The sequence below is a fragment of the Streptomyces sp. SP18CS02 genome (genome assembly GCF_036322365.1).
Classification (GTDB): Bacteria; Actinomycetota; Actinomycetes; order Streptomycetales; family Streptomycetaceae; genus Streptomyces.
Genome location: NZ_JAQYXC010000297.1, coordinates 238,977 through 259,048 on the forward strand (window position 1 = coordinate 238,977; position 20,072 = coordinate 259,048).

Below are 20,072 nucleotides of genomic sequence, written 5' to 3' on the forward strand. Positions count from 1 at the left end.
GCTGCCGCCACCGGGGCCCGGCCGCGTTCAGGACGGGCCGGTGGTGTCCACGCTGTCGGCCGTGTTCTCCCCGGGCCGCGTGAAGGAGTAGGCCCGCTCCACTCTGGCCACGTGCAGCACGTACTCCTCGTACCAGTGCTCGCGCCCGTACGCGCGGGCCGCCGCGTGCCGTTCGTCGGCGCGCCAGCCGGCGATGGCCTCCTCGTCGGTGAAGTAGGCGACGGTGATGCCCCGGCCGTCGGCGTCGCGGACCGATTCGTGGCCGAGGAACCCCGGCTGCCCGGCGGCGAGCCGGCCCAGACGGGCCGCGGTCTCTCCGTATCCGTTGTCGCCCTCGGTGCGCCGGGACGTGAAGACGACGGCGTAGTACGGCGGTTCGTGGGCCGGGACCAGTGCTGAGGACATGCTTCTCCCTGGGTGCGGAAGGCGGGGCGGGATCGACCTCCACCCTCCGGCGCCAGGGGGCTCCCCGTCCAGGGACCATGGCGAAAGGGATCCATGTCTTTACCCGGGGCCCGGGGCCGGGTGGCTCTGCGGGCAGCCCGATGGCGGCCGGTCCTCGACGGCACGGGGTGCGGGTCCTCGCGGCACCCGAGGCCGCGGCGCCGCGCGCACGGCCGTGTCAGGGCGCGGGAGGCGCGGACGCCGGGCGGTGGTCCTCACGGTCCGTCCCTACGGTCTTCTCGAGCAGGGTGAACGACTTGGGCGTGCCGCCCGGCTGCGGCTTGCCCGCCCTGTGGCCGACGGCCCGGTAGCCGTCGTCCAGGTAGTAGGCGTTCAGACGCGCGTTGCCGGCCAGGCAGTCCAGACGTACGAACGCCCGCCCCGAGGCCGCCACGCGGTGCTCCGCGGCGCGCAGCAGCAGCCGCCCGGTGCCGGGCGGGGCGCAGCCGCGGTCCACCATCAGCCGGTGCACATAGCCGGCCACCGGCGGCTGGGGCCCCCAGGCGTCCTCGTCCTCCCACCACAGCTCCCAGGCCCCCGCCACCCTGCCGTCGGTCTCGGCGAGCCAGACCTCGCCGCGCGCCATGATCCGGCGGAAGTGATCCTCGTCCAGCTCACCGGGGCGCCACTGGCCGGTGATGCCCTGGGCGATCATCCAGCGGGCGGCGTCGTCCCGCAGGCGGACGAGAGCGGCGAGGTCGGCCTCCCCGGCGAGGCGGTGGTTCAGATCCTTCACCGAGCGATCCTCGCACGCGTACGGACGGGCGCCGGGGGAGGCGCGGGCGGTGTCGCGACGGGCCCCGCACCCGCACGGCCCCGGCGCCGTGGGCACCGTCCGCTCAGGCCGCTGCCTGCGGTGCCAGCTGCGCCGCCAGCCAGATCGGCACCCCGCCCAGGAGCCGGAACAGCCTGCGCGCCTCGGCGCGCAGCCTGGCCGCGTCCGGCTCGGGTTCCGTCTCGGCGAGGGCCGCCAGCGCCGGCGCCGTACCGACCAGGTATCCCAGCTCCTCGCGCAGTCGCAGCGACTCGGCGAAACCGTGCCGCGCCTCCGCCAACTCCCCTTCCCGCAAAGCCAGTCCGGCCAGGTGCCGCCAGGTGGAGGAGAGGAGCAGGGTGTCGCCCTGTGCCGTGGCGCCGGCGTGGGCCCGGCGGTAGGCGGCGCGGGCGGCCTGGGGGGACTCGGCGAGGTACTGGGCGACCAGGCCGCGCCGGAAGTCCAGCAGGGGGCGACCGCGCCCCGCCGGGGCGATCAGGGCCGCGGCCCGGCCGAGGGCGGCCCGCGCCTCGTCCGCCCGGTCCCGCGCGCCCAACAGGGTGGAGGCGTAGGCGAGGTAGCCGCGTTCGCAGGCCGCGGCGCCGCGCTCCTCGTCGCTCTGGGCGATCGCCTCCGCCGCCCGCAGGGCGTCGTCCGCGTCGGCCCAGCCCTGCTCGGTGTACAGGCACCGCTCGATCAGCAGCGCCGCGCGCTGGAGCGCTACCGGCGGGTCCGCCGCACCGGGTGCGAGGAGGGCGGCCGCGTCGGTCCAACAGCCGCGCGAACGCAGCCGCCATACCGCGGTCTGGAGTGGATCGTCGCTTTCGGTCGTTCCGGAACCAGACATGGCGGTATGCGCCACGTTGCCCTCCCCGAGCGCGCCATCGAGCTGTTGAGTTCGGACGCATCTCAGCATGGATCCGCACGCCCGGCCAAGAGGGCCGAGTGAATTGATTCACAATCAGCGGCCCACCGGATCGCCCTCCGATCCGTCGCCCGGCGCCAGCAGGGCGAGGTGGCCCCCGTCGTCGAGGGGGGTGGGCACGGTGAGCGTGGTGAGTGGTCCGGTTCCGTCGAAAAGGTGAATCTCGCCATGGCCGCCCCGGCTGACGGCGGTGAGCCCGCAGCCCGGTGAGGCGGCGACGGCACGTCGCTGTACTCCGTCCCACGGGGTACCGCCCGGCCGGGGGGCTCCTTTCATCGGCGGAAGCGGCAGCCGGGCGAGGACCCGGGGCCGGCCGCCGGACCCGGCGCCCACCAGGACGAGTTCGTCGCCGTCGGGGTGCACCCGGGCGTACGCGACGTGCCCCTGGGCGACCGCGAGCCGGAAGACCAGACCCGGGCCGAGGGCGAGGCGGCCGGTGCGGCCGGTGTCGAGCCCGTGGAACCAGGCGTCGTTGGTCCATTCCGGCCAGCGTCCCGGATCGGCGGGGCCGCCGCGCACGCACGACCACAGGGCGCGGCGGACGGGATCGAGGCGCAGGTAGTAGCCGCGCCCGGGGCCCGCCCAGGGCAGTGGCTCCTCGACGAGGAGGGTGTCGCCCTCGCGGCGGGCCCGGTGCACCCCGGAACCCGCCGCCGCGAAGAGCCGTCCGGTGAGCGGATCGTGGGCGTCGCCGTGCCCGTCGTGGTCGGGCAGGGCCGTCTCGTACGCGGGGACGGCCGGCGGGCAGGCGGGCGCGGCCGCCATGAGGTCGGCGTGCCGGTAGGCGGTGAGGGAGCCGGGCTCGCGGTGGCGCAGGACGACGAGAGGCAGGTGCCCGCCGGACGGCCCGGCCCCGGGCGCCGGGCCCAGGACGGTCACTCCCGGTTCGCCCCGGCGGGTGCGGACCCGGACGGACCTCGGGCCGCCGGGGGAGCGCAGGTCCACCGCGGTGAGCAGGTCGGTCCAGGTCTCCTCGTTGCGGCCCGCCCCGGTCGTGACGGCGAGGCGGCTCCCCGAGGGGTCGGCCGCGAGGTGCTCGGCGGGTATCGCCACCGGCACGGTCGCCGCGACCAGCGGCCGGCCGGTGTCGGGGCCGTACGGATCGAGGATCACGAGCTCGCCCGCCAGGTCGTCCACGAAGGCGGCGCGGCCGCCGGGAAGCGCGAGGAAGCCGGCGTGCTCGGCGAGGTGGCGGCCCTCCACCAGTCCCGTCACCCGCCCGCCCGGCAGCTCCAGGACCCGTACGGATCCGGCGACTTGATCGGCTACGAGCAGACGGGGGGCAGGTGTCATGGCGGGCTCCGGCGGGGGTGTGGGGACGGACAGCTTTTTGATAATGATTATCATGTGGCAATTCTGTGCGGCGGGGGGACCGGCCCGGGGCGCCCTCCTCCGCACGCCTGCCCCGCCCCGGGACCGAGCCAGAAACCGAGAGCCACATGTCACGCAGGATGTTGGGGACCGTGCGCCGCTGGGCCGCCGCGGCCGTGATGGGGACGCTGCTGTCCGGCTGCGGCGCCCCCGCCGCCGAGACCGGCCGGAAGGACGACGGGGTCCGGCCGAGGACGGCGGTGACGGTCGAGCCCATCACCGCCGCACGCACCATCACCGACCACAGGAAGGTGACCGTCTCGACGACCGCTCCGCCCCGGCGGGTCGTCTGTCTCGTCGCGCTCTGCGACGACATGCTCGCCGAGCTGGGCATGTCGCCCGCGGCCACCAACTCGGCCCTGCTCCAGCACCCCGCGTTCCTCGGCAAGGAGGCGGCCGCGAGGATTCCCGTGGTGCCGGGCGGCTTCCTCAGCCCCGAGGCCGAGGCGATCCTCTCGTACGAGCCGGATCTGGTGATCGGCCTGGAGGACACCCACGGGAAGCTGGCCCCCGCCCTCAAGGGGGCGACCACTTTCTGGCCGGTCCAGCCCGGGGACTGGCGGGGCAGCGTCGGCTATCTGCGCGACCTGGCCGCGCTGACCGGGCGTACGGAACAGGGCGAGGCGGCCGAGCGGGCCTTCCGCCAGAAGCTCGCCAGGGCGGAGGAGGCCAGGAGCGACAGGACCGCGCTGATCATCTTCGGCAGTGACGAGAACTTCGGCGTCGCCACCCCGGGCGACGACGTCACCGCCGGCCTCTTCCCGGGGATCGCCGACTACCCCTGGAAGAGCCGAGGCGTGGACGGCACCTACAGCATGGAGGAGATCCTCGCCCGCGACGTCGACGTGCTGTTCGTGGAGACCCTCTCCTTCGGCGGCGCGCCCGACAACACGCTCTCCGACACCCTCGCCAAGAACCCGCTGTGGTCGCGCATCCCCGCCGTCAGGAACGGCGATGTGCACGAGGTCGACGCCGAGGTCTGGGCCAAGGGGCGCGGCACCCGCTCCCTCGGCCTGGTCCTCGACGAGGCGACGGCCGCACTCAGGTGAACGCCCGCACCCACGCGACCCGTCGGACCCGGGTGAACGCCCGCGCACGCGGGATCGCCGGCGTCGGTGCCGGTGCGGTGCTGGTCGCGGTCGTCGGCTGCGGCCTGTGCCTGGGCACGCCGTACGTACCGCCCACCGCCCTGGCGGGCGCGCTCGGCGGCGATGACCTCGCCGGTGTGATCGTCACCGAACTGCGGCTGCCCCGGCTGGTCCTCGCCCTGGTGGCGGGGGCCTGCCTCGGCACGGCCGGGCTGGTCCTCCAGGAAGCGCTGCGCAACCCGCTCGCCGTCCCCGAGATGCTCGGCGTCTCCGGCGGAGCCGCGCTCGGGGTCGCCGCGCCGCTCGTCCTCGCCCTGTCCGTGCCGCTCGCCGTCCAGCCGCTGCTCGCGCTCGGCGGTGCGGCGCTCGGCGGCGTACTGACCCTGCTGGCCGCCGGGTTCGGGCGCAGCCCCTCGGCCGTGCTCCTCACCGGAGCGGCCGTGGCCGCCGCGCTCCAGGCCGCGCTGCTGGTCCTGATGGTCCTGGCCGACCAGCTCGACCTCCAGCTCGTCTACCGCTACCTGCTGGGCAGCCTCTCCGCGCGGACCTGGGACGACGTGACGGGCCTGTGGCCGTGGCTGGTTCTCTCCGTGCCCGCGCTGGTGCTGTGCGCTCCGGTCCTCGGCGTGCTGCGGCTCGGTGACGACGACGCACGGGCCCTCGGAGTGCGGGTGCGGCGGGCCCGGCTCGGCGCCCTGGCCCTCGCGATCCTGCTGATCGCACCCGTCGTCGCCGTCTGCGGCCCGGTCGCCTGGGTCGGCTTCCTCGCGCCGCACCTGGCCCGCGCCCTGCGCCCGGCCGCCGACGCGGTCCGGTGGCTCCCCTGGTCGGCGGTGTGCGGCGCGCTGGTCGTGGCCTGCGCGGACCAGCCCGCCCGGCTCGCGCTCGCACCGGTGGAAACACCGGTGGGGGCCTGGACGGCGCTGCTCGGTGTCCCGGCCGGGGTCGCGCTGCTGCGCGCGGGACGGAGGGCGCGGCGATGACCTCGGCGAACTCCGCCCCCCTGACAGGGACTTCGCCCCGGTGGACGCGGACGCCGGCGGTCCTCGCCGCACTCTCCGCGGTCGCCGTCCTCGCCGTGGCGGCCGCCGGGCTCGTCGCCGGGCGCGCCGTGCCCGCGTCGGGCGTCTGGGACGTCCTGCTCGGGGGCGGTGATCCGACCGCCCGGCACGTCGTCCTGCGGCTGCGTCTGCCGCGCACCCTGGTGGCCCTGGTCGCGGGCGCCTCCCTCGGGCTCGCGGGCACCGTCCTGCAGTCGGCGCTTCGCAACCCGCTCGCCGGGCCCGAGGTCACCGGCGTCACCCCGGGCGCCGTCCTCGGCGCGGTCACGGCGACCGGACTGGGCCTCGCGGGCTGGGAATCCCCGGCCGCCGTGGTCACCGCCTCCTGTCTGGGCGGGTTCGCCGGGGCGGGGCTCCTGTGGCTGCTCGCGGGGCGCGAGAAGGGCGACCCCGGGCAGACCGCCGTGCACGGCGTCCTGGTCTCGGCCGTGCTGTCCGGGCTGACCGCCATGGTGCTGCTCGTCGCACCGGGCGAACTCGGCAGCGTCGTGCAGTGGCTGGTCGGCTCCACCGAGGGCCGGGTGTGGGAGCACTGGAACCTGCTGTGGCCCTGGGCGGCGGTCTGGGCGGTCGCGGCCTGCGCGCTCGCCGCGCCGCTGACCCTGCTGCGCTGCGGCGACGAACAGGCGTCGGCGGCGGGGCTGCGCACCGGCCGGGCCCGGATCGCCGCTCTGGTGTGCGCGGTGGCGCTGACCGCGGGGGCCGTCTCCGCGGTGGGCGCGCTGGGCTTCGTGGGCCTGCTGGTGCCGCACCTGGCGTTCGCGCTGTTCGGAGCGGACCTGCGGGCGGCCCTGCCCGGGGCGGCGCTGCTGGGTGCGGTGGTGGTGGGCGGCGCGGACGCGGCGGCCCAGTGGCTGTCGCAGGTGCTCGCCCGGGTGCTGGAGACGGACCGGCTGAGCGTGCCGGTCGGGGCGCTGACGACCTGCGTCGGCGCCGCGCTGCTGCTGATCGTGGCACGGCGCAGGAGTGCGAACGAGGAGTGGGAGTGACAGCGGAGATCGCGGCCGGTGCGCCGGCCGGGCACGAGGAGGCCGGGGCGATCCGGGTCGAGGGAGTGCGCTTCGGCTACCCCGGACGGGAGGTGCTGGCCGGCGTCGACCTGCGGATCGGCGCGGGCGAACTGGTCGCCCTCGTCGGACTGAACGGCTGCGGCAAGAGCACGCTGCTGCGGCTGTGCGCCGGGCTGCTGAGGCCGGACGCCGGGCGGGTGCTCCTCGGCGGCGACGACCTGGGACGGCTCTCGCGCCGGGCCGCCGCGCGGCGGGTGGCGCTGCTGCACCAGTCGGCGCCCGGCGTACCCGGTATGACGGTACGTCAACTCGTGCGCCAGGGGCGGTACGCGGCCCGGGGGCCGCTCGGCATGCTGCGCGACGGGGACGACGCCGTGTGCGCCCGCGCCATGGCGGACGTGGGGGTCGCACAGTGGGCCGACCGCCCGGTGGACGCCCTGTCGGGCGGCGAGCGCCAGCGGGTGCGGCTGGCGATGGCACTCGCCCAGGACACCCGTGTCCTGCTGCTCGACGAACCGACGACGTACCTCGACCTGCGCCACCAACTGGAGGTCATGCAGACCGTGGTGCGGCTGCGCGACGAACGAGGGCCGACCGTGGTCATGGTGCTGCACGACCTGGGCCACGCGGCGCGCTTCGCGGACCGGGTCGTGGCGCTGCGCGCGGGACGGGTGGCGGCCGACGGCCCGCCCGCCGAGGTCGTCACCCCCGCCCTGCTGGCCGATGTGCTGGGTGTGGCGGGGCGGGTCGGTCGCGATCCGGAGGGCGGCTGGCCGGTGTGTTACCCGGATCACCCTCTTCCCGTCCCGCACGGGCTTGCGAAATGAAAATCATATTCATTAGTGTTCATGGTGCGCCGCCGCTCCGGGGGCGCACCACCCGTATCGAACGGAGGCTCAACTCATGGAGCAGCACAAGGTGTTCACCCCGATCGCCGAGCAGGGTCAGCTCGCCCACCTGTCGGCGACGCACTCCAACGCGCTCGTCGAGAACCCTTTCGACGAGGCCGTCGAGGCCGCTGACGCCGTCGTGACCGACGCCGTCAAGTAACACCCGTACCGCGGAGCTCGGGCCCGCCCGGATCCCTTTCCCGGGCGGGCCCGACCCGTTCCCCCTCCCGCCCTTCGCCCCCGCTCACGTCCCGCTCCCAGGAGGAACCCCGTGGCCACCGTGCGACTCGCCCCAGGTGTCGTCCTCGTCACCGTCCCCGACCGGGGTCTCGCCGTCCGCACACCCGACGGAACCTTTCTGCGCGTCGACACGGGCGGGCTGGACGCGGACACCCTGGTGGCCCGGCTGACCTCCGGCCCGGCTGTCGGTGACACCCGGCCGGACGGCATCCGGACAGACCCGTCGGCCGAGGCCCGGCTGGACGCCCTCGCGGACGCCTTCGAGGCCGCCGGGTACGCCGTACCCGCCGGTCCCGCGGCGCCCCGCCCGCTGGCCGGGCGCACCGTGGTGGTGCTGGGGGACCGCCGGCTGACCGGGCCGCTCGCCCGGTGCCTCCGGGACGAGGGTGGCGAGGTGCGCGAGGGCGACACGGTGCGCGACGCCCTCGACGGGGACCCGGCCGTGCCCACCGCCGTGGTCTGGTGCCTCGACGGGCCCGTACCGCCCGGCCTCTGGGACGACGCCGACCGGCTGCTGCCCGCGCACGGCGTCGGCTGGCTGCGCTGCCACCGGGAGGGCGCCCTCGCCTGGATCGAACCCCTCGCCGCCGGCCCGGGCGACGTCACCTCGGCCGGTGTACGGCTCCGGCGGCTCGCCGCGACCCCCGCCCACCGGGAGCTCGCCGCCTACTGGGACGGGCGGCGCACGCCCGACGACGGGCCGGCCCACACGGCGGCGTCCGCCGCGCTCACCGCGGCGCTGCTCACCGGCGACCTCATCGCCTGGGCGGGTGGGGCACCCGTGCGGACACGGCGCCGGCTGCGCCGCCTCGACCTGCGCGACCTCACCGTCACCGAGCACCCGGTGCTGCCGGTCCCGGCCGTCGCCCCGCTGCCCGTGCGTGCGGCGGCAGCGCCCGCGGAAGAGGGCGCGAGATGGTGACGGCGACCGTACGGATCGACGGCCTCGCCACCGACGTCTGCCTCCCCGCCCTGCCCGGCCCGTACCCCGCGGTCGTCCTGCGCACCCCCTACGACCGCCGCTCGCACCGCGCCGAACTGCGAGGCTGGGCGGCCCACGGCTTCGCCGCCGTCGCCCAGGACGTCCGCGGCCGGTACGCCTCGGAGGGCCGGTGGCTGCCCTACGGCGACCACGAGGAGCGCGACGGCACCGCCACCCTGCGCTGGCTCCGCGCCCAGGAGTGGAGCGACGGGCGGGTGGTCGCCGCCGGCGCGTCGTACGCGGCCCACTGCGCGCTCGCCCTGGCGTACGGCGGCGAGCCGCACGGCCGCGCCGACGCCGTGATCGCCGCCGTACCGGCGCTTGGGAAGGCCCGCACGGCCCGGGAGGCGACCGGCCCCGAACGCCTCCAGGCGCGCGTGGGATGGTGGGCCGCCCACGGCGACCGGCGGGAATCGTCGCCGGACGCCGCCCCGGACCCGCGGCTGCTGAGCCGGCTGCCCGTCACCGCACTGCTGGACCTGCCGTCCTGGCCCTCCGTCTGGCGCGCACGCGGGCAGGACGAGCGGTCGGCGGCCCGGGCCGCGTCGGCCGCCGTCCCGCTGCTCGCGGTCGGCGGCGCGTACGACCCGTTCGCCGAGGACACCGTATGGCTGTGGCGCGCCTGGGGAGGCCCGGCGCGCCTGCTGTTCGGGCCCTGGGGACACGGGCTCACCGCCGACCCCGCCCCCGGGGCGCGTCCGGAGCACCGCCTCGACCTCGGCTCGCTGTACGTGCGCTGGGCCCGGGCGGCACTCGGCGGGACCCTGGCGGGCAGCACGGGCGCCGTCGCGCTCGGCGGCAGCGGGCACTGGTGCGGGGTGCGGCCGGCGGTGGGAGGGTTCGCGCCCCGGGGGAGCGGCGGCGGCCTGCCCGGCGCCGGGCGGCCCACCGCGTACCCCTTCGGCGATCGCGCCGGGCTGCGCCCGCTGCGCGGCGGCGAGTTCGTCGCCGACCCCGCCCGGCCGGTGCGCTCCGACCACCTCGACGTCCCCGGGCACGGCGTCCCCGACCGCTGCCTGCTCGTCACCGCGCCCCTGCCGCGCCCCCTCGACCTGCTCGGCCCCGCCGAGGCGCACCTCGACGCGGAGGCCCGGTCCGCCACCCCCGCCGGCACCCCGCGAGGAGGCCATGTGCCGTCCGCCGACTGGGCCGTGCGGCTCGTCGCCCTGGACCCCGGCGGACGCGCCGAGCCGCTCGCCACCGGGATCGTCAGACGCGTACGCCCCGGACCGTTCACCGTGCCGCTCGGGCACCTCGCCCGCCGCCTCGACGCCGGGACCCGCCTGCGCGTCGAGGTCGCCGGACACCACTTCCCCGCCCACGCCCGCAACCCGCACACCGGCGAGGACCCGGTGACCGCCACCCGGCTGGTCGCCTCCCACCGCACGGTCCGGATGACCGGAAGCACCCTGCTGCTGCCCGTCGTGCACCACGTGCCCCGGGTCGACCCCGTACAGGAGATGAAGAGTTGAGCAGCGCACCGCTGGACATCGAGGCGCTCGTGGACCCCGTGTGCGGACTGATACGCGGCGTCGGACCCGTACCGCACCCGGCCGGCGCCCCGCCCCGCTACACCGCCATGACCGCGGACGTCTCCGACGCCCGGCGGCTGGGGGCCTGGCCCGCCGACCGGGTCTCCCTCGGCACCACCTTCGGCGACCCGGACGGCGCCAGGATCGCCGCGATCGCCGAAGCCGCCGAACGGTACTGCGGCAACCGGCTGCCGCCGCCCGGCCACCCCGACGCCCCCCGGCGCACCACCGCCGCCGCACTGGCCGCCGAGGGGCGCACCCTGTACGGTCCGGGCGACCTGCCCGCCTACGCGCCCTGGCAGTACGCCCGGCCCGGCTTCCCCTACCGTCCGCTGGAGGACGACACCCCCGCCCTGTGGGCGCGCGGGACCGAGGCCGGCCGGGAGTGCTGGGTGCCCGTCGCGCTCAGCCACCTCAACTGGCGCCAGGGCGCACTGCGTTCGCTGCCGCGCACCCATCACCTGAACTACGCGGGCATCGCCACCGGCCAGGGGTTCGACGACGCGGTGGAGCGCGGGCTGCTGGAGGTCGTCGAGCGGGACGCGCTGGAGCTGTGGTGGCACCTCGACGGGCCGGCCCGGGGCATCGACCCCGCGTCCGTCCCCGGGCTCTCCCAGGACCTCGAAGGCTGCGGGCTGGACGTGTGGATCGTCGAGATGCCCTCGGAGTTCGCGCCGTGCGTGGCCGCGCTGGTGCACGACCCGGTGCGCGGCATCCACGCGGCCGGGTTCGCCTGCCGGTTCGACCCGGCGGAGGCGGCTCGCAAGGCGGTCCTGGAGGCGGTGCACACCTGGGTGTTCACCCAGGGCGCGGTGGACGCCGACGGCTGGGTGTTCCGCGCGATCGAGGAGGGGATGCTCGCGCGGGGCCTCTACCTCGACCACCGGGCGGACCGCCGCTACCTCGACGACTGCGGCGACGACTTCCGGGCCGTACGCGACCTGGGCGCCCATGTGCAGGTGTGGCTCGACCCCCGCATGGCGCCCTACGTCCGGCGCTTCACCGAACCCGCGCTCGGGACCGTCGACGTGCGCGACATCGCGCCCGCAAGCCGTACCGCCCTCGACGCCCGGCTCGCGGCGGGCGGGCACCGCCTCATCACGCTCGACCTGACGACGGAGGACGTCGCCGAGACACCCCTGCGCGTCGCCCGCGTCCTCGTGTCGGGCCTCATCCCCAACGCCCCCGCGGCCTTCGCCCTGTTCGGCTGCGCCCGCTTCGCCCGGGCCGCCCTGGACCGGGGCTGGCGGACCACCGCCCCCACCGGGCCCGGCGACTTCACACTCGCCCCGCCGCCGCACATGTGAGGCACCCATGACCTCCCCCCCACCCGACGCGCTCACGCTCGCCCGCGCCCGTTCACCCGAACCGCCCGCACCGGACTTCCCGGCCGGACGCCAGGTCACCGCCTGGCCGGGCGAACCGCTTCCCGTCCCGCCCGAACTGGACCGCACGCTCCGGCTCTCGCTGGCGGGCGGACGGCTTCGCCCCGCCGCCTCGGCGGGGGCCCTGCACCCGGTCAACACGCATCTGCTGCTCGGCCCCGACGGCACCCTGCCGCCCGGCAGGTACGCCTACGACCCCGTACGCCACCGCCTCCACCCGCGCGGCGGGGCGGGCGCGGACGCGCCGCGCGGGGCGATCGCCGTGCTGACCGTCACCGCGCGGCGCACCGTGTCCCACTACGGCCACCGCGGCTGGCCGCTCCTGTTGCTGGACACCGGCCACGCGGCGGCGGCGCTGGCCCTGGCGGGCGCGGCCACCTGGTGCCCGGACGCCGACGGCGCCCTCCTCGCGGCGGCCGCCGGTCTGCCCCGCGACTGGGGGGACGCCGAACCCGAACACGCCCTGGCCGCCGTACGGCTGACGCCCGGACCACCCGACGCGCCGACGCGCTGGGCGGCCCAGGGCCCCGCGCGCCGCCCGCTGCCGGCGGACCGGGCGGCCCCGCCCGTCCTGCGTGAGACCTGGCGGCTGCTGGACCAGCTGACGCGGACGGGCTCCGTGCGCGCCGCCTGGCGCCCCGTCGCCGTCCCCGTCCTGCCGGACGAGGTCCTCCTCGGCCGGCGCAGCGCGCCGCCCGGATTCCCCGGCGCGCCCGACCGTACGGAGGCCGGTGCCGTGCTCGCCGCCGCGCGGCGGGCGGCCGGCGACCGCGGCCTGCTGTGGACCATGGCAGCCGGCCCGTCCGCCGGGAGGGGCGGCGGGGCGGTACCGGAGCGGATCGCCGCACCTCCCCGTGGTCCGGGCCGCCCGCGCGGGCCCGGTCCCGCCCCCGACGGCCTCGCCCGCAGGGCCGCCGGCCAGGCGTGGCTCAGCGACACGGGAGCCGTGCTCCTGGCCCACGGGTGCCCCGACGACGCCGGGTCCGCCCGGGTCCGCCTCGACCATCTCGCCGCCGGGTACGCCGTCGGGGCCGCCCAGGCGCTCGCCTGCGCGCTGGGGCTGGCCTCCCGGCCCGTCGGCTCCTGGCAGCACGGGAGTCCGGGGCCCCGCCACATCGTGCACGGGCTCGCGCTGGGACGCCGCACGGAAGCCGGGCCCGGCACGGAGCCCCGGAACCGCACGCGGGCCCGGCACGGCCCGGCGCTCCGGCACCGCACCGAAGGAGACCAACGGTCATGATGCTCCACCCCGAGCTGCTGCGCGCCGCCCGGATCGCGCGCGGACCACTCATCGGGGCCACCGCCCTGCTCGGCGCCGTGGTCGTCACCCACCTCGCGCAGGCCGTGCTGCTCGCCCTCGCGCTCGCCCGGATCGCGCGCGGCGACCTCACCGGCCTGCCTGCCCTGCTGACGGGCGTACTGCTCGCCGTCGCGGCCCGCGCGGCACTCGGCCGGCTCCAGCGGCGGACCGCCGTGTCGGCCGGGGCGCGGGTACGGACGGGGCTCCGCGACGAACTGCTGGCCCGGCTGGGCGCGCGGGGCCCCCTGCGCGGCGCCGACGACCGGGCCGGGGCGGTGCGCGCCACCCTCGTCGACGGCGTCGAGGGGGTCGACGCCTTTGTGTCGCGCTACCTGCCGCAGCTGCTGATCACCTGCGCCCTGCCCCCGTTGCTCCTGGTGTCCGTCGCCGTCGTCGAGCCGTACGCCCTGCTCGCCCTCGCCCCCGCCCTCGTCCTGGCCCTCTTCGCGCCCCGCTGGTGGGACCGGCTCCTGGCCCGCCGGGGGCAGGAGCACTGGGGGGCGTACGAGGCGCTGTCCGCCGACTACCTGGAGGCCCTGCAGGGCATGCCCGCCCTGCGCGCTGCCGGGGCGGTGGGCCGGACCCGCGCGCGGCTGGAGGCCCGGTCGGCAGCCCTGCACCGGGCGACCGTCGCCAAGCTGCGCGTCTCACTGGTCGACACCGGCCTCACGGACCTCGCTGTCCAGGGCGGCACGGTCGCCGCCGCCCTCGTCGCCTGCGCCTCGGCCGCCTCCGGGCGGACCGCGGCCACCGGCACCTACCTGGTGCTGATGCTGGCCTCCGAGTGCTTCCGGCCGGTCCGCGACCTCTCGCGCGAATGGCACGCCGGTTACCTGGGCGTCTCGGCCGCCGACGGGATCGCCGAACTGCGCACGGCGGACGGCGGAGTGCCGGACGAGGGCACGCTGCACGCTCCGTCGAAGGCTCCGGACATATGTTTCGAGGACGTCCGCTTCAGCTACCCCGGCGCCCTCGCACCCGCGCTGGACGGGGTCACCTTCACCGCCGAGGCGGGACGCACGACGGCCGTCGTCGGCCCGTCCGGCGCCGGCAAGTCGACCCTGCTGGCGCTGCTGCTGCGGCAGTGGGACCCCGACGGCGGCCGGGTGCGGATCGACGGAACCGACTGCGCCGCGTACACCCTCGCCTCGCTGCGGCGCGGCATCGCGGTCGTCTCCCAGGAGACGTACCTCTTCCACGGCTCCGTCGCCGACAACCTGCGCCTGGCCCGGCCGGACGCCTCGGACCGGGAGCTGCGCGCGGCGGCCCGCGCGGCCGGCGTCCACGACGAGATCGTCTCGCTGCCCGACGGCTACGCCACCGCGATCGGCGAACGCGGCGCCACCCTCTCCGGCGGTCAGCGCCAGCGCCTCGCCCTCGCCCGGGCGCTGCTCGCCGACGCCCCGGTCCTCGTCCTGGACGAGGCGACCAGCGCCGTCGACGAACGGCGCGAGGCGCGCATCGGCCGCGCCATGGCGCACGCCGCACGCGGACGCACCTGTCTGATCGTCGCCCACCGGCTCGCGTCGGTACGGGACGCGGACCGCATCGTCGTCCTCGACGGCGGCCGGGTCGACGCGACCGGCACCCACACCGGCCTGCTGGCACAGAGCGGGCTCTACGCGCGGCTGGTCGCCGCGGGACACCCCCAGGAGGCGGCATGACCGCGATGGAACGGGGGGCGCTGCGCGCGCTCCTGCCGGTACTCGGCGCGCACCGGACGATGACCCTGCGGACCTTCGGCGCCGCGCTCACCGACCAGGCGGCCCTCGTCGCGCTGGTCACCCTCGCCGCGCACACCGTCGGCACGGCCGTCGTCGAACGGTCCGCGCCCGACGCCGGGACGGTCGCGGGGCTCATCGCGCTCGTCCTGGTGCGCTCGCTGGCCACCTGGCGGGAGATGGACCTCTCGCACGACCTCGCCTACCGGGTCCTCGCCGAGCTGCGGGTACGGGTCTTCGACGGGCTCGCCCGCAGCGCGCCCGCCCGGATCGCGGGCCGGCGCAGCGGCGACCTCGCCGCGGCGGCCCTCGGCGACGTGGAGGCGCTGGAGTTCTTCTACGCGCACGCCATCGCCCAACTGGTCGCCTCAGGAGCGGTGTTCGGGGCGGGCGCGGTGGTCCTCGCGTGCGTCGAGCCGTGGCTGCTCTGCGCCGTCCTGCCCGCGGCCGGGCTGCTCGTCCTCGCCCCGCTGCTGGACGGACGGGGCCGGGCGGTGCGCGGCGCCCGCACCCGACGGGCCGCCGCCGACCTGTCCGCCGAGGCGGTGGAGGCCGTCGACGGACTGCGCGAACTCCTCGCGTTCGGGGGCCTGGAGCGCCGCCGCGCACGGCTGCGCGAGCACGGGGAGCGGCTCGGCGACGCCCAGCGGGCCGAACACGCCTGGGAGGCGGGCGCCGCGGCGGCCCGGGACCTGCTGGTGGTCGCGGCGGTCGTCGGGGTCGTCGCCGCCGCCGCGCACACGCTCAGCGGGGCGTGGGCGCCCGCCGCCATGGCGCTGGCACTGGGCGTGCTGGCCCCGGTCGCCGACTCCGCCGCCGCGCTGGGGCAGGCGGGCGGCCTGCGGGCGGCCGCCTCCCGGGTGGGCGCGGCGATCGGTGCGAGGGCCGGGGCGCCCGCCCCCCCAAAGCCCCTCCCGCTGCCGGACGGCCCCCTGGGGATCCGGCTGCGGGGTGTGCGCTTCGACTATGGCGGCGCGCCCGTGCTCGACGGAGTGGACCTGACCGTACGCCCCGGCGAGACCCTCGCGCTGGTCGGCGCATCGGGTGCCGGGAAGTCGACCTGCGCCCATCTGCTCGCCCGCTTCTGGGACCCCGCGGCCGGCTCGGTCGAGCTCTTCGGCGCGGACGGCGACTTCGCGCAGGTGCGCGACGTGCGCGAGGTGGCGGAGGCGGAGCTGCGGCGGGCCGTCGCGGTGGTCGGCCAGGACGCCCCGCTCTTCCACGGCACGCTCGCCGACAACCTCCGCCTGGCGGCACCGGCGGCGAGCGACGACCGGCTGCGCGCCGTCGCCCGGCTGTGCGGGGTCGACCGGATCGCCGAGGCGCTGCCCGACGGGTACGGGACCCGGGTGGGGGAGCGGGGCACCACCCTCTCCGGCGGGCAGCGCTCCCGTATCGCCCTGGCCCGCGCCCTGCTGGCCGAGCCCCGCGTCCTGATCCTCGACGAGACGACCGCCCACCTCGACACGGCGGGGGACGCGGCGCTGGCCACGGCCCTGGCCCGTACCTCGGGCACGCGGACCACGGTGGTGATCGCCCACCGGCCGTCCACGATCCGCCGGGCCTCCCGCATCGCCGTGCTCGCCGCGGGCCGCGTCGTACAGGAGGGCACGTGGGCCGAACTGTCGGGCCGGGAAGGGGAGTTCACCCGGGTGCTGACCCGCTGACGGCGCCGGTCCGGCGGAGCGGGGCCGCCAGGGCGGTGCGGGCGCCGGTGCCCTCGTAGGCGAGGCGGTGCCGGTGCCGCACGCCGCGACACCCGGCGCCCGGCAATCGCGCGCGTGGCGCAGGGTCAGGACATGCGCAGGGCCAGGAAGAAGTCGAGCTTGTCCTCCAGCCGGGACAGGTCACGCCCCGTCAGCTGCTCGATCCGGCCCACCCGGTAGCGCAGGGTGTTCACATGCAGGTGCAGCCGCGTCGCGCACCGCGTCCAGGAACCGTCACAGTCGAGGAACGCCTCCAGGGTCGGGATGAGCTCGGCCCGGTGGCGCCGGTCGTAGTCGCGCAGGGGGTCCAGCAGCCGGGCGGTGAAGGCGCGGCGCACGTCGTCGGGCACGAACGGGAGCAGCAGGACGTGCGAGGCCAGCTCGTGGTGCCCGGCCGCGCACACCGGTCCCGGGCGGGCGGCGGCCACGCGACGGGCGTGGCGGGCCTCCTCCAGGGCCCCGCGCAGTCCCTCGGCCGAGTGAACCGGGGCGCTGACACCCAGCGTCAGACGGCCGTCGTCCGCGAGGCCCGCCGCCAGCGGCTCCCGCACGGAGGCCAGCAGGGTGTCCGCGTGCAGCCCCGAGGCGCCCGCCGCGGCCTCTTCACCGCCCTCCGCGCCCGTGGACGCGCCGGGCGCCTCGGCCGGCAGTGGCACCAGCGCGATCGCCTCGTCGCCGTTGTGCGCCACCGCGATCCGGTCGGCCGAATCGGGGCCGGCGGCCGCCGGATCGACCAGGATCTCCTCCAGCAGTGCCTGCGCCACCGGTCCGGCCTCCGGGGCCGTGGCGGAGGTACCGGTCTGCCCCCACTCCACGCGCGCCACCACGACCTGCCAGTGCGGGGCGGTCCCGAGACCGGGCAGCAGCACCGGTGCGGCCACCCGCAGACGCGCCGCGATCTCGGCGGGGGCGGCGCCCGACTGGACGAGTTCGAGGACCTCCTGCGCGAGCCGGCGCCGTACCGTCCGCGCCGCGTCCCGCCGGTCCCGCTCGACCGCGATCAGCTGGGTCACGCCCTGGAGCAGGTCGAGCCGGGCGGCCGGCCAGTCGCCGGCGTCCGCCTCGACGGCCAGCAGCCAGTCGGACAGCACCGTCTCGCGCACATCGCGCGTCGCGGGCGAGGCGCCGCGCCCGGTGTTACGGATCGGGAAGAGGGAGTACGTCGTCGCGTTCGCCGCCGTCCGGTGCGGACCGCGGCGTCCGGTACGGGTGGCCGCCAGGTGCTCCCCGGCGAGCGCCGCGCCCACCTCGGGAGGCAGCGGGGCGCCCGCCCCCGCGATCTGCCGTCCGGTCGGGGAGAGCACCCAGGCCCGAAGGTCCAGGTCGGAGCCGAGCAGGTCCAGGACGACCTCCGGTCCGCCGCCCGTGGGACCGGACGTCATCAGACGTCTGTGACGATCCACCACAGCCGCGAGGTCCCCGGCGCGCTCCCCCGAGACCTGTCGCACCACATGCTCAGTGATCGTTGCGAAAGCAACCGATTCGTGCACGGCGAAAAGTGGCAGGTGATGGCGCGAACACGCCTCCACCAGGTCGTCCGGGACCGCTCCCAACTCCGCCTCGCCGGCCGCGAGCCCCGCCACCCCGGCGCCCGCCAGGATCCGGACGAACGGTTCGGAGTCGGACGCGTCATGCCGCCAGGCCAGGCCGGTGAGCACCAGCTCACCGCCGGACAGGTACCGGCTCGGGTCGCGCAGGTCCGTGGTCATCACGCCGCGGACCGTGCGGTCGAGCTCGTCCTCGCCGCCCAGCAGCCGCAGCCCCAGCGCATCGGTTTCCAGCAGTGCGCGCAGCCGCATCTCGTCGCCGCCGATCTGTCTCGTGGATGTCTCGTTGGTGCCGGTGAGCCGTGGCCATCGTTTCCAGGGGGAAACGAAGAGGTTACTGCTCCTCACCTTTCGTTCGAATCTACAAGACGAGGAGGGCGACCAGCCAACTCCTTCATGGTTTCGGTGACTGCACCTGATGGAGCAGCGCTCGGTGTACTGGGGCCACGACGCGTCAACAGCACATGAACATGAACACGCAGATGTGGGCCGGCCGTCCCCCGAGCCCCGGCGGAACACCCGATCACGCAGATCACCGGGACATCTTCGATCGCTTGAGATCACATGTCTCCGGATCACGTAGGAGAGAGCCACTCATGGACTTCCTTCGCCCCGCCAGCTGGGAGGAGGCGCTCGCCGCGAAGGCCGAGCACCCCACGGCTGTGCCCATCGCCGGTGGGACCGATGTCATGGTCGAGATCAACTTCGACCACCGGCGGCCCGAGTACCTGCTGGACCTGAACCGCATCGCGCTGCTCGAGGAGTACGAGGTCGGCGAGGAGAGCGTCCGTCTGGGCGCCTCCGTCCCGTACAGCCGGATCATGGAGCGGCTGAGGACCGAGCTGCCCGGTCTGGCGCTGGCCTCGCACACCGTGGCCTCCCCGCAGATCCGCAACCGCGGGGGTGTCGGCGGCAACCTGGGCACCGCCTCCCCGGCCGGTGACGCCCACCCCGCCCTGCTGGCCGCGGGAGCCGAGGTGGAGGCCGAATCGGTCCGCGGCTCCCGTCTCATCCCCATCGACGAGTTCTACACCGGGGTGAAGCGCAACGCGCTGGCACCCGACGAGCTCATCAAGGCGGTCCACATCAAGAAGGCCGACGGGCCCCAGCAGTACTCCAAGGTCGGCACCCGCAACGCGATGGTCATCGCCGTCTGCGCCTTCGGCCTGGCGCTGCACCCCGAGACCCGGACCGTGCGGACCGGCATCGGCTCCGCCGCCCCCACCCCGGTCCGGGCGAAGGCGGCCGAGGAGTTCCTGAACGCCGCGCTCGAAGAAGGCGGGTTCTGGGACAGCGGCAAGATCATCACTCCCTCCGTCGCCAAGCAGTTCGCGGAGCTCGCCTCCGGCGCCTGCAACCCGATCGACGACGTACGGGGCACCGCCAGGTACCGCCGCCACGCGGTCGGCATCATGGCCCGTCGCACGCTCGGCTGGGCCTGGGAGCAGTACCGCGGCACCGGCCGCGCCCTGGAAGGAGCTGCATAACCATGCGCGTCAACTTCACGGTCAACGGACGTCAGCAGGAGGCCGACGACGTGTGGGAGGGCGAGTCCCTCCTCTACGTCCTGCGCGAGCGCCTGGGCCTGCCCGGCTCCAAGAACGCCTGTGAGCAGGGCGAATGCGGCTCCTGCACGGTCCGCCTCGACGGCGTGCCGGTCTGCTCCTGCCTCGTCGCCGCCGGTCAGGTCGAAGGCCGCGAGGTCGTCACCGTCGAGGGCCTCGCCGACTTCGCCAGGCAGCGCGCCGAGCACGGCTCCTGCGGAACCGGCGCCTGCGGCCCCGCCGGCACCTCGCTCCAGGACGCGCGGAGCTGGTCCGCCCGGCCCACCGACGGGATCAGCGACTCCCGCACCGGCGGGGGCGGCGAGCTCGCCCCGATCCAGCAGGCGTTCATCGACGCCGGCGCCGTCCAGTGCGGTTTCTGCACACCGGGCCTGCTGGTCGCCGCCGACGAGATGCTGGAGCGCAACCCCTCGCCGTCCGACGAGGACATCCGCGAGGCGCTCTCCGGCAACCTCTGCCGCTGCACCGGATACGAGAAGATCCTCGACGCCGTCCGCCTCGCGGCCGCCCGTCAGGAACCTCAGGGACACCAGGAAGCGACGGTCTGAGAA

At 76.4% G+C, this 20,072-nt stretch carries 17 protein-coding genes and 1 pseudogene; 13 read left to right on the forward strand and 5 right to left on the reverse strand.

Translation table 11 applies throughout. The features are described from left to right. Positions 1 to 27 precede the first annotated feature (27 nt). From PUR26_RS29780 to PUR26_RS29795, 4 genes are all read right to left on the reverse strand, one after another. The gene (locus PUR26_RS29780) at positions 28 to 405 is read right to left on the reverse strand and encodes an antibiotic biosynthesis monooxygenase family protein (RefSeq protein WP_329877106.1); all 378 of its coding nucleotides are present in this window, start codon (positions 403 to 405) and stop codon (positions 28 to 30) included. 217 nt (positions 406 to 622) lie between these two features. Then, positions 623 to 1,180: a GNAT family N-acetyltransferase gene (locus PUR26_RS29785; protein ID WP_329877108.1), complete on the reverse strand. Its 558-nt coding sequence runs from the start codon at positions 1,178 to 1,180 to the stop codon at positions 623 to 625. A 103-nt stretch (positions 1,181 to 1,283) separates the two neighbouring features. After that, the gene (locus tag PUR26_RS29790; protein WP_329877110.1) at positions 1,284 to 2,045 is read right to left on the reverse strand and encodes a hypothetical protein; all 762 of its coding nucleotides are present in this window, start codon (positions 2,043 to 2,045) and stop codon (positions 1,284 to 1,286) included. Between the two features lie 114 nt (positions 2,046 to 2,159). Then, complete coding sequence (locus tag PUR26_RS29795; RefSeq protein WP_329877112.1) at positions 2,160 to 3,416, reverse strand: hypothetical protein; 1,257 nt, start codon at positions 3,414 to 3,416, stop codon at positions 2,160 to 2,162. Between the two features lie 146 nt (positions 3,417 to 3,562). Here PUR26_RS29795 and PUR26_RS29800 point away from each other — a divergent pair, with 146 nt between their 5' ends. The 11 genes and pseudogenes from PUR26_RS29800 (at position 3,563) to PUR26_RS29850 (ending at position 16,370) form a co-directional block, all read left to right on the forward strand. Then, positions 3,563 to 4,543, forward strand: a complete 981-nt coding sequence (locus PUR26_RS29800; RefSeq protein WP_329877114.1) for an ABC transporter substrate-binding protein — start codon at positions 3,563 to 3,565, stop codon at positions 4,541 to 4,543. 53 nt (positions 4,544 to 4,596) lie between these two features. Continuing rightward, complete coding sequence (locus PUR26_RS29805) at positions 4,597 to 5,565, forward strand: FecCD family ABC transporter permease (protein WP_329877234.1); 969 nt, start codon at positions 4,597 to 4,599, stop codon at positions 5,563 to 5,565. Further along, positions 5,562 to 6,632 (forward strand): FecCD family ABC transporter permease, encoded by a 1,071-nt coding sequence (locus PUR26_RS29810; RefSeq protein ID WP_329877116.1) that lies wholly within the window; start codon positions 5,562 to 5,564, stop codon positions 6,630 to 6,632. The genes PUR26_RS29805 and PUR26_RS29810 overlap by 4 nt, the downstream gene beginning before the upstream one ends. Before the next feature lie 8 nt (positions 6,633 to 6,640). Next, positions 6,641 to 7,496: pseudogene (locus tag PUR26_RS29815) on the forward strand (ABC transporter ATP-binding protein). Between the two features lie 60 nt (positions 7,497 to 7,556). Next, on the forward strand, positions 7,557 to 7,703 hold the full coding sequence (gene amiA, locus PUR26_RS29820) for a streptamidine family RiPP (protein WP_329877118.1): 147 nt from the start codon (positions 7,557 to 7,559) through the stop codon (positions 7,701 to 7,703). Between the two features lie 111 nt (positions 7,704 to 7,814). After that, complete coding sequence (locus tag PUR26_RS29825; protein ID WP_329877120.1) at positions 7,815 to 8,705, forward strand: hypothetical protein; 891 nt, start codon at positions 7,815 to 7,817, stop codon at positions 8,703 to 8,705. After that, the gene (locus PUR26_RS29830; RefSeq protein ID WP_329877122.1) at positions 8,699 to 10,237 is read left to right on the forward strand and encodes a CocE/NonD family hydrolase; all 1,539 of its coding nucleotides are present in this window, start codon (positions 8,699 to 8,701) and stop codon (positions 10,235 to 10,237) included. Before PUR26_RS29825 ends, PUR26_RS29830 begins: the two co-directional genes overlap by 7 nt. After that, entirely contained in the window at positions 10,234 to 11,604 is a 1,371-nt protein-coding gene (locus tag PUR26_RS29835) for a YcaO-like family protein (protein ID WP_329877124.1), read from the forward strand. Before PUR26_RS29830 ends, PUR26_RS29835 begins: the two co-directional genes overlap by 4 nt. A gap of 7 nt (positions 11,605 to 11,611) precedes the next feature. Then, positions 11,612 to 12,922: a hypothetical protein gene (locus PUR26_RS29840; protein ID WP_329877126.1), complete on the forward strand. Its 1,311-nt coding sequence runs from the start codon at positions 11,612 to 11,614 to the stop codon at positions 12,920 to 12,922. Next, positions 12,919 to 14,646, forward strand: coding sequence for an ABC transporter ATP-binding protein/permease (locus PUR26_RS29845; protein WP_329877128.1), 1,728 nt, complete (start codon positions 12,919 to 12,921; stop codon positions 14,644 to 14,646). The genes PUR26_RS29840 and PUR26_RS29845 overlap by 4 nt, the downstream gene beginning before the upstream one ends. After that, entirely contained in the window at positions 14,643 to 16,370 is a 1,728-nt protein-coding gene (locus PUR26_RS29850; RefSeq protein ID WP_443077214.1) for an ABC transporter ATP-binding protein, read from the forward strand. The genes PUR26_RS29845 and PUR26_RS29850 overlap by 4 nt, the downstream gene beginning before the upstream one ends. Before the next feature lie 125 nt (positions 16,371 to 16,495). Here the strand turns inward: PUR26_RS29850 and PUR26_RS29855 are convergent, their stop codons facing one another. Then, complete coding sequence (locus PUR26_RS29855) at positions 16,496 to 18,208, reverse strand: PucR family transcriptional regulator (protein ID WP_329877238.1); 1,713 nt, start codon at positions 18,206 to 18,208, stop codon at positions 16,496 to 16,498. 344 nt (positions 18,209 to 18,552) lie between these two features. Here PUR26_RS29855 and PUR26_RS29860 point away from each other — a divergent pair, with 344 nt between their 5' ends. Continuing rightward, positions 18,553 to 19,443: an FAD binding domain-containing protein gene (locus tag PUR26_RS29860; RefSeq protein ID WP_329877130.1), complete on the forward strand. Its 891-nt coding sequence runs from the start codon at positions 18,553 to 18,555 to the stop codon at positions 19,441 to 19,443. 2 nt (positions 19,444 to 19,445) lie between these two features. Beyond that, positions 19,446 to 20,069, forward strand: coding sequence for a (2Fe-2S)-binding protein (locus tag PUR26_RS29865; RefSeq protein WP_329877132.1), 624 nt, complete (start codon positions 19,446 to 19,448; stop codon positions 20,067 to 20,069). The last annotated feature ends 3 nt before the right edge of the window (positions 20,070 to 20,072 follow it).

Excerpts from the sequence above, each read along its gene's own strand:
- PUR26_RS29780 (WP_329877106.1), bottom strand. The coding sequence starts at position 405 with ATGTCCTCAGCACTGGTCCCGGCCCACGAACCGCCGTACTACGCCGTC.
- PUR26_RS29790 (WP_329877110.1), bottom strand. The coding sequence starts at position 2,045 with ATGTCTGGTTCCGGAACGACCGAAAGCGACGATCCACTCCAGACCGCG.
- PUR26_RS29795 (WP_329877112.1), bottom strand. The coding sequence starts at position 3,416 with ATGACACCTGCCCCCCGTCTGCTCGTAGCCGATCAAGTCGCCGGATCC.
- PUR26_RS29800 (WP_329877114.1), top strand. The coding sequence starts at position 3,563 with ATGTCACGCAGGATGTTGGGGACCGTGCGCCGCTGGGCCGCCGCGGCC.
- PUR26_RS29810 (WP_329877116.1), top strand. The coding sequence starts at position 5,562 with ATGACCTCGGCGAACTCCGCCCCCCTGACAGGGACTTCGCCCCGGTGG.
- amiA (WP_329877118.1), top strand. The coding sequence starts at position 7,557 with ATGGAGCAGCACAAGGTGTTCACCCCGATCGCCGAGCAGGGTCAGCTC.
- PUR26_RS29830 (WP_329877122.1), top strand. The coding sequence starts at position 8,699 with ATGGTGACGGCGACCGTACGGATCGACGGCCTCGCCACCGACGTCTGC.
- PUR26_RS29840 (WP_329877126.1), top strand. The coding sequence starts at position 11,612 with ATGACCTCCCCCCCACCCGACGCGCTCACGCTCGCCCGCGCCCGTTCA.
- PUR26_RS29845 (WP_329877128.1), top strand. The coding sequence starts at position 12,919 with ATGATGCTCCACCCCGAGCTGCTGCGCGCCGCCCGGATCGCGCGCGGA.
- PUR26_RS29850 (WP_443077214.1), top strand. The coding sequence starts at position 14,643 with ATGACCGCGATGGAACGGGGGGCGCTGCGCGCGCTCCTGCCGGTACTC.
- PUR26_RS29855 (WP_329877238.1), bottom strand. The coding sequence starts at position 18,208 with ATGCGGCTGCGCGCACTGCTGGAAACCGATGCGCTGGGGCTGCGGCTG.
- PUR26_RS29860 (WP_329877130.1), top strand. The coding sequence starts at position 18,553 with ATGGACTTCCTTCGCCCCGCCAGCTGGGAGGAGGCGCTCGCCGCGAAG.
- PUR26_RS29865 (WP_329877132.1), top strand. The coding sequence starts at position 19,446 with ATGCGCGTCAACTTCACGGTCAACGGACGTCAGCAGGAGGCCGACGAC.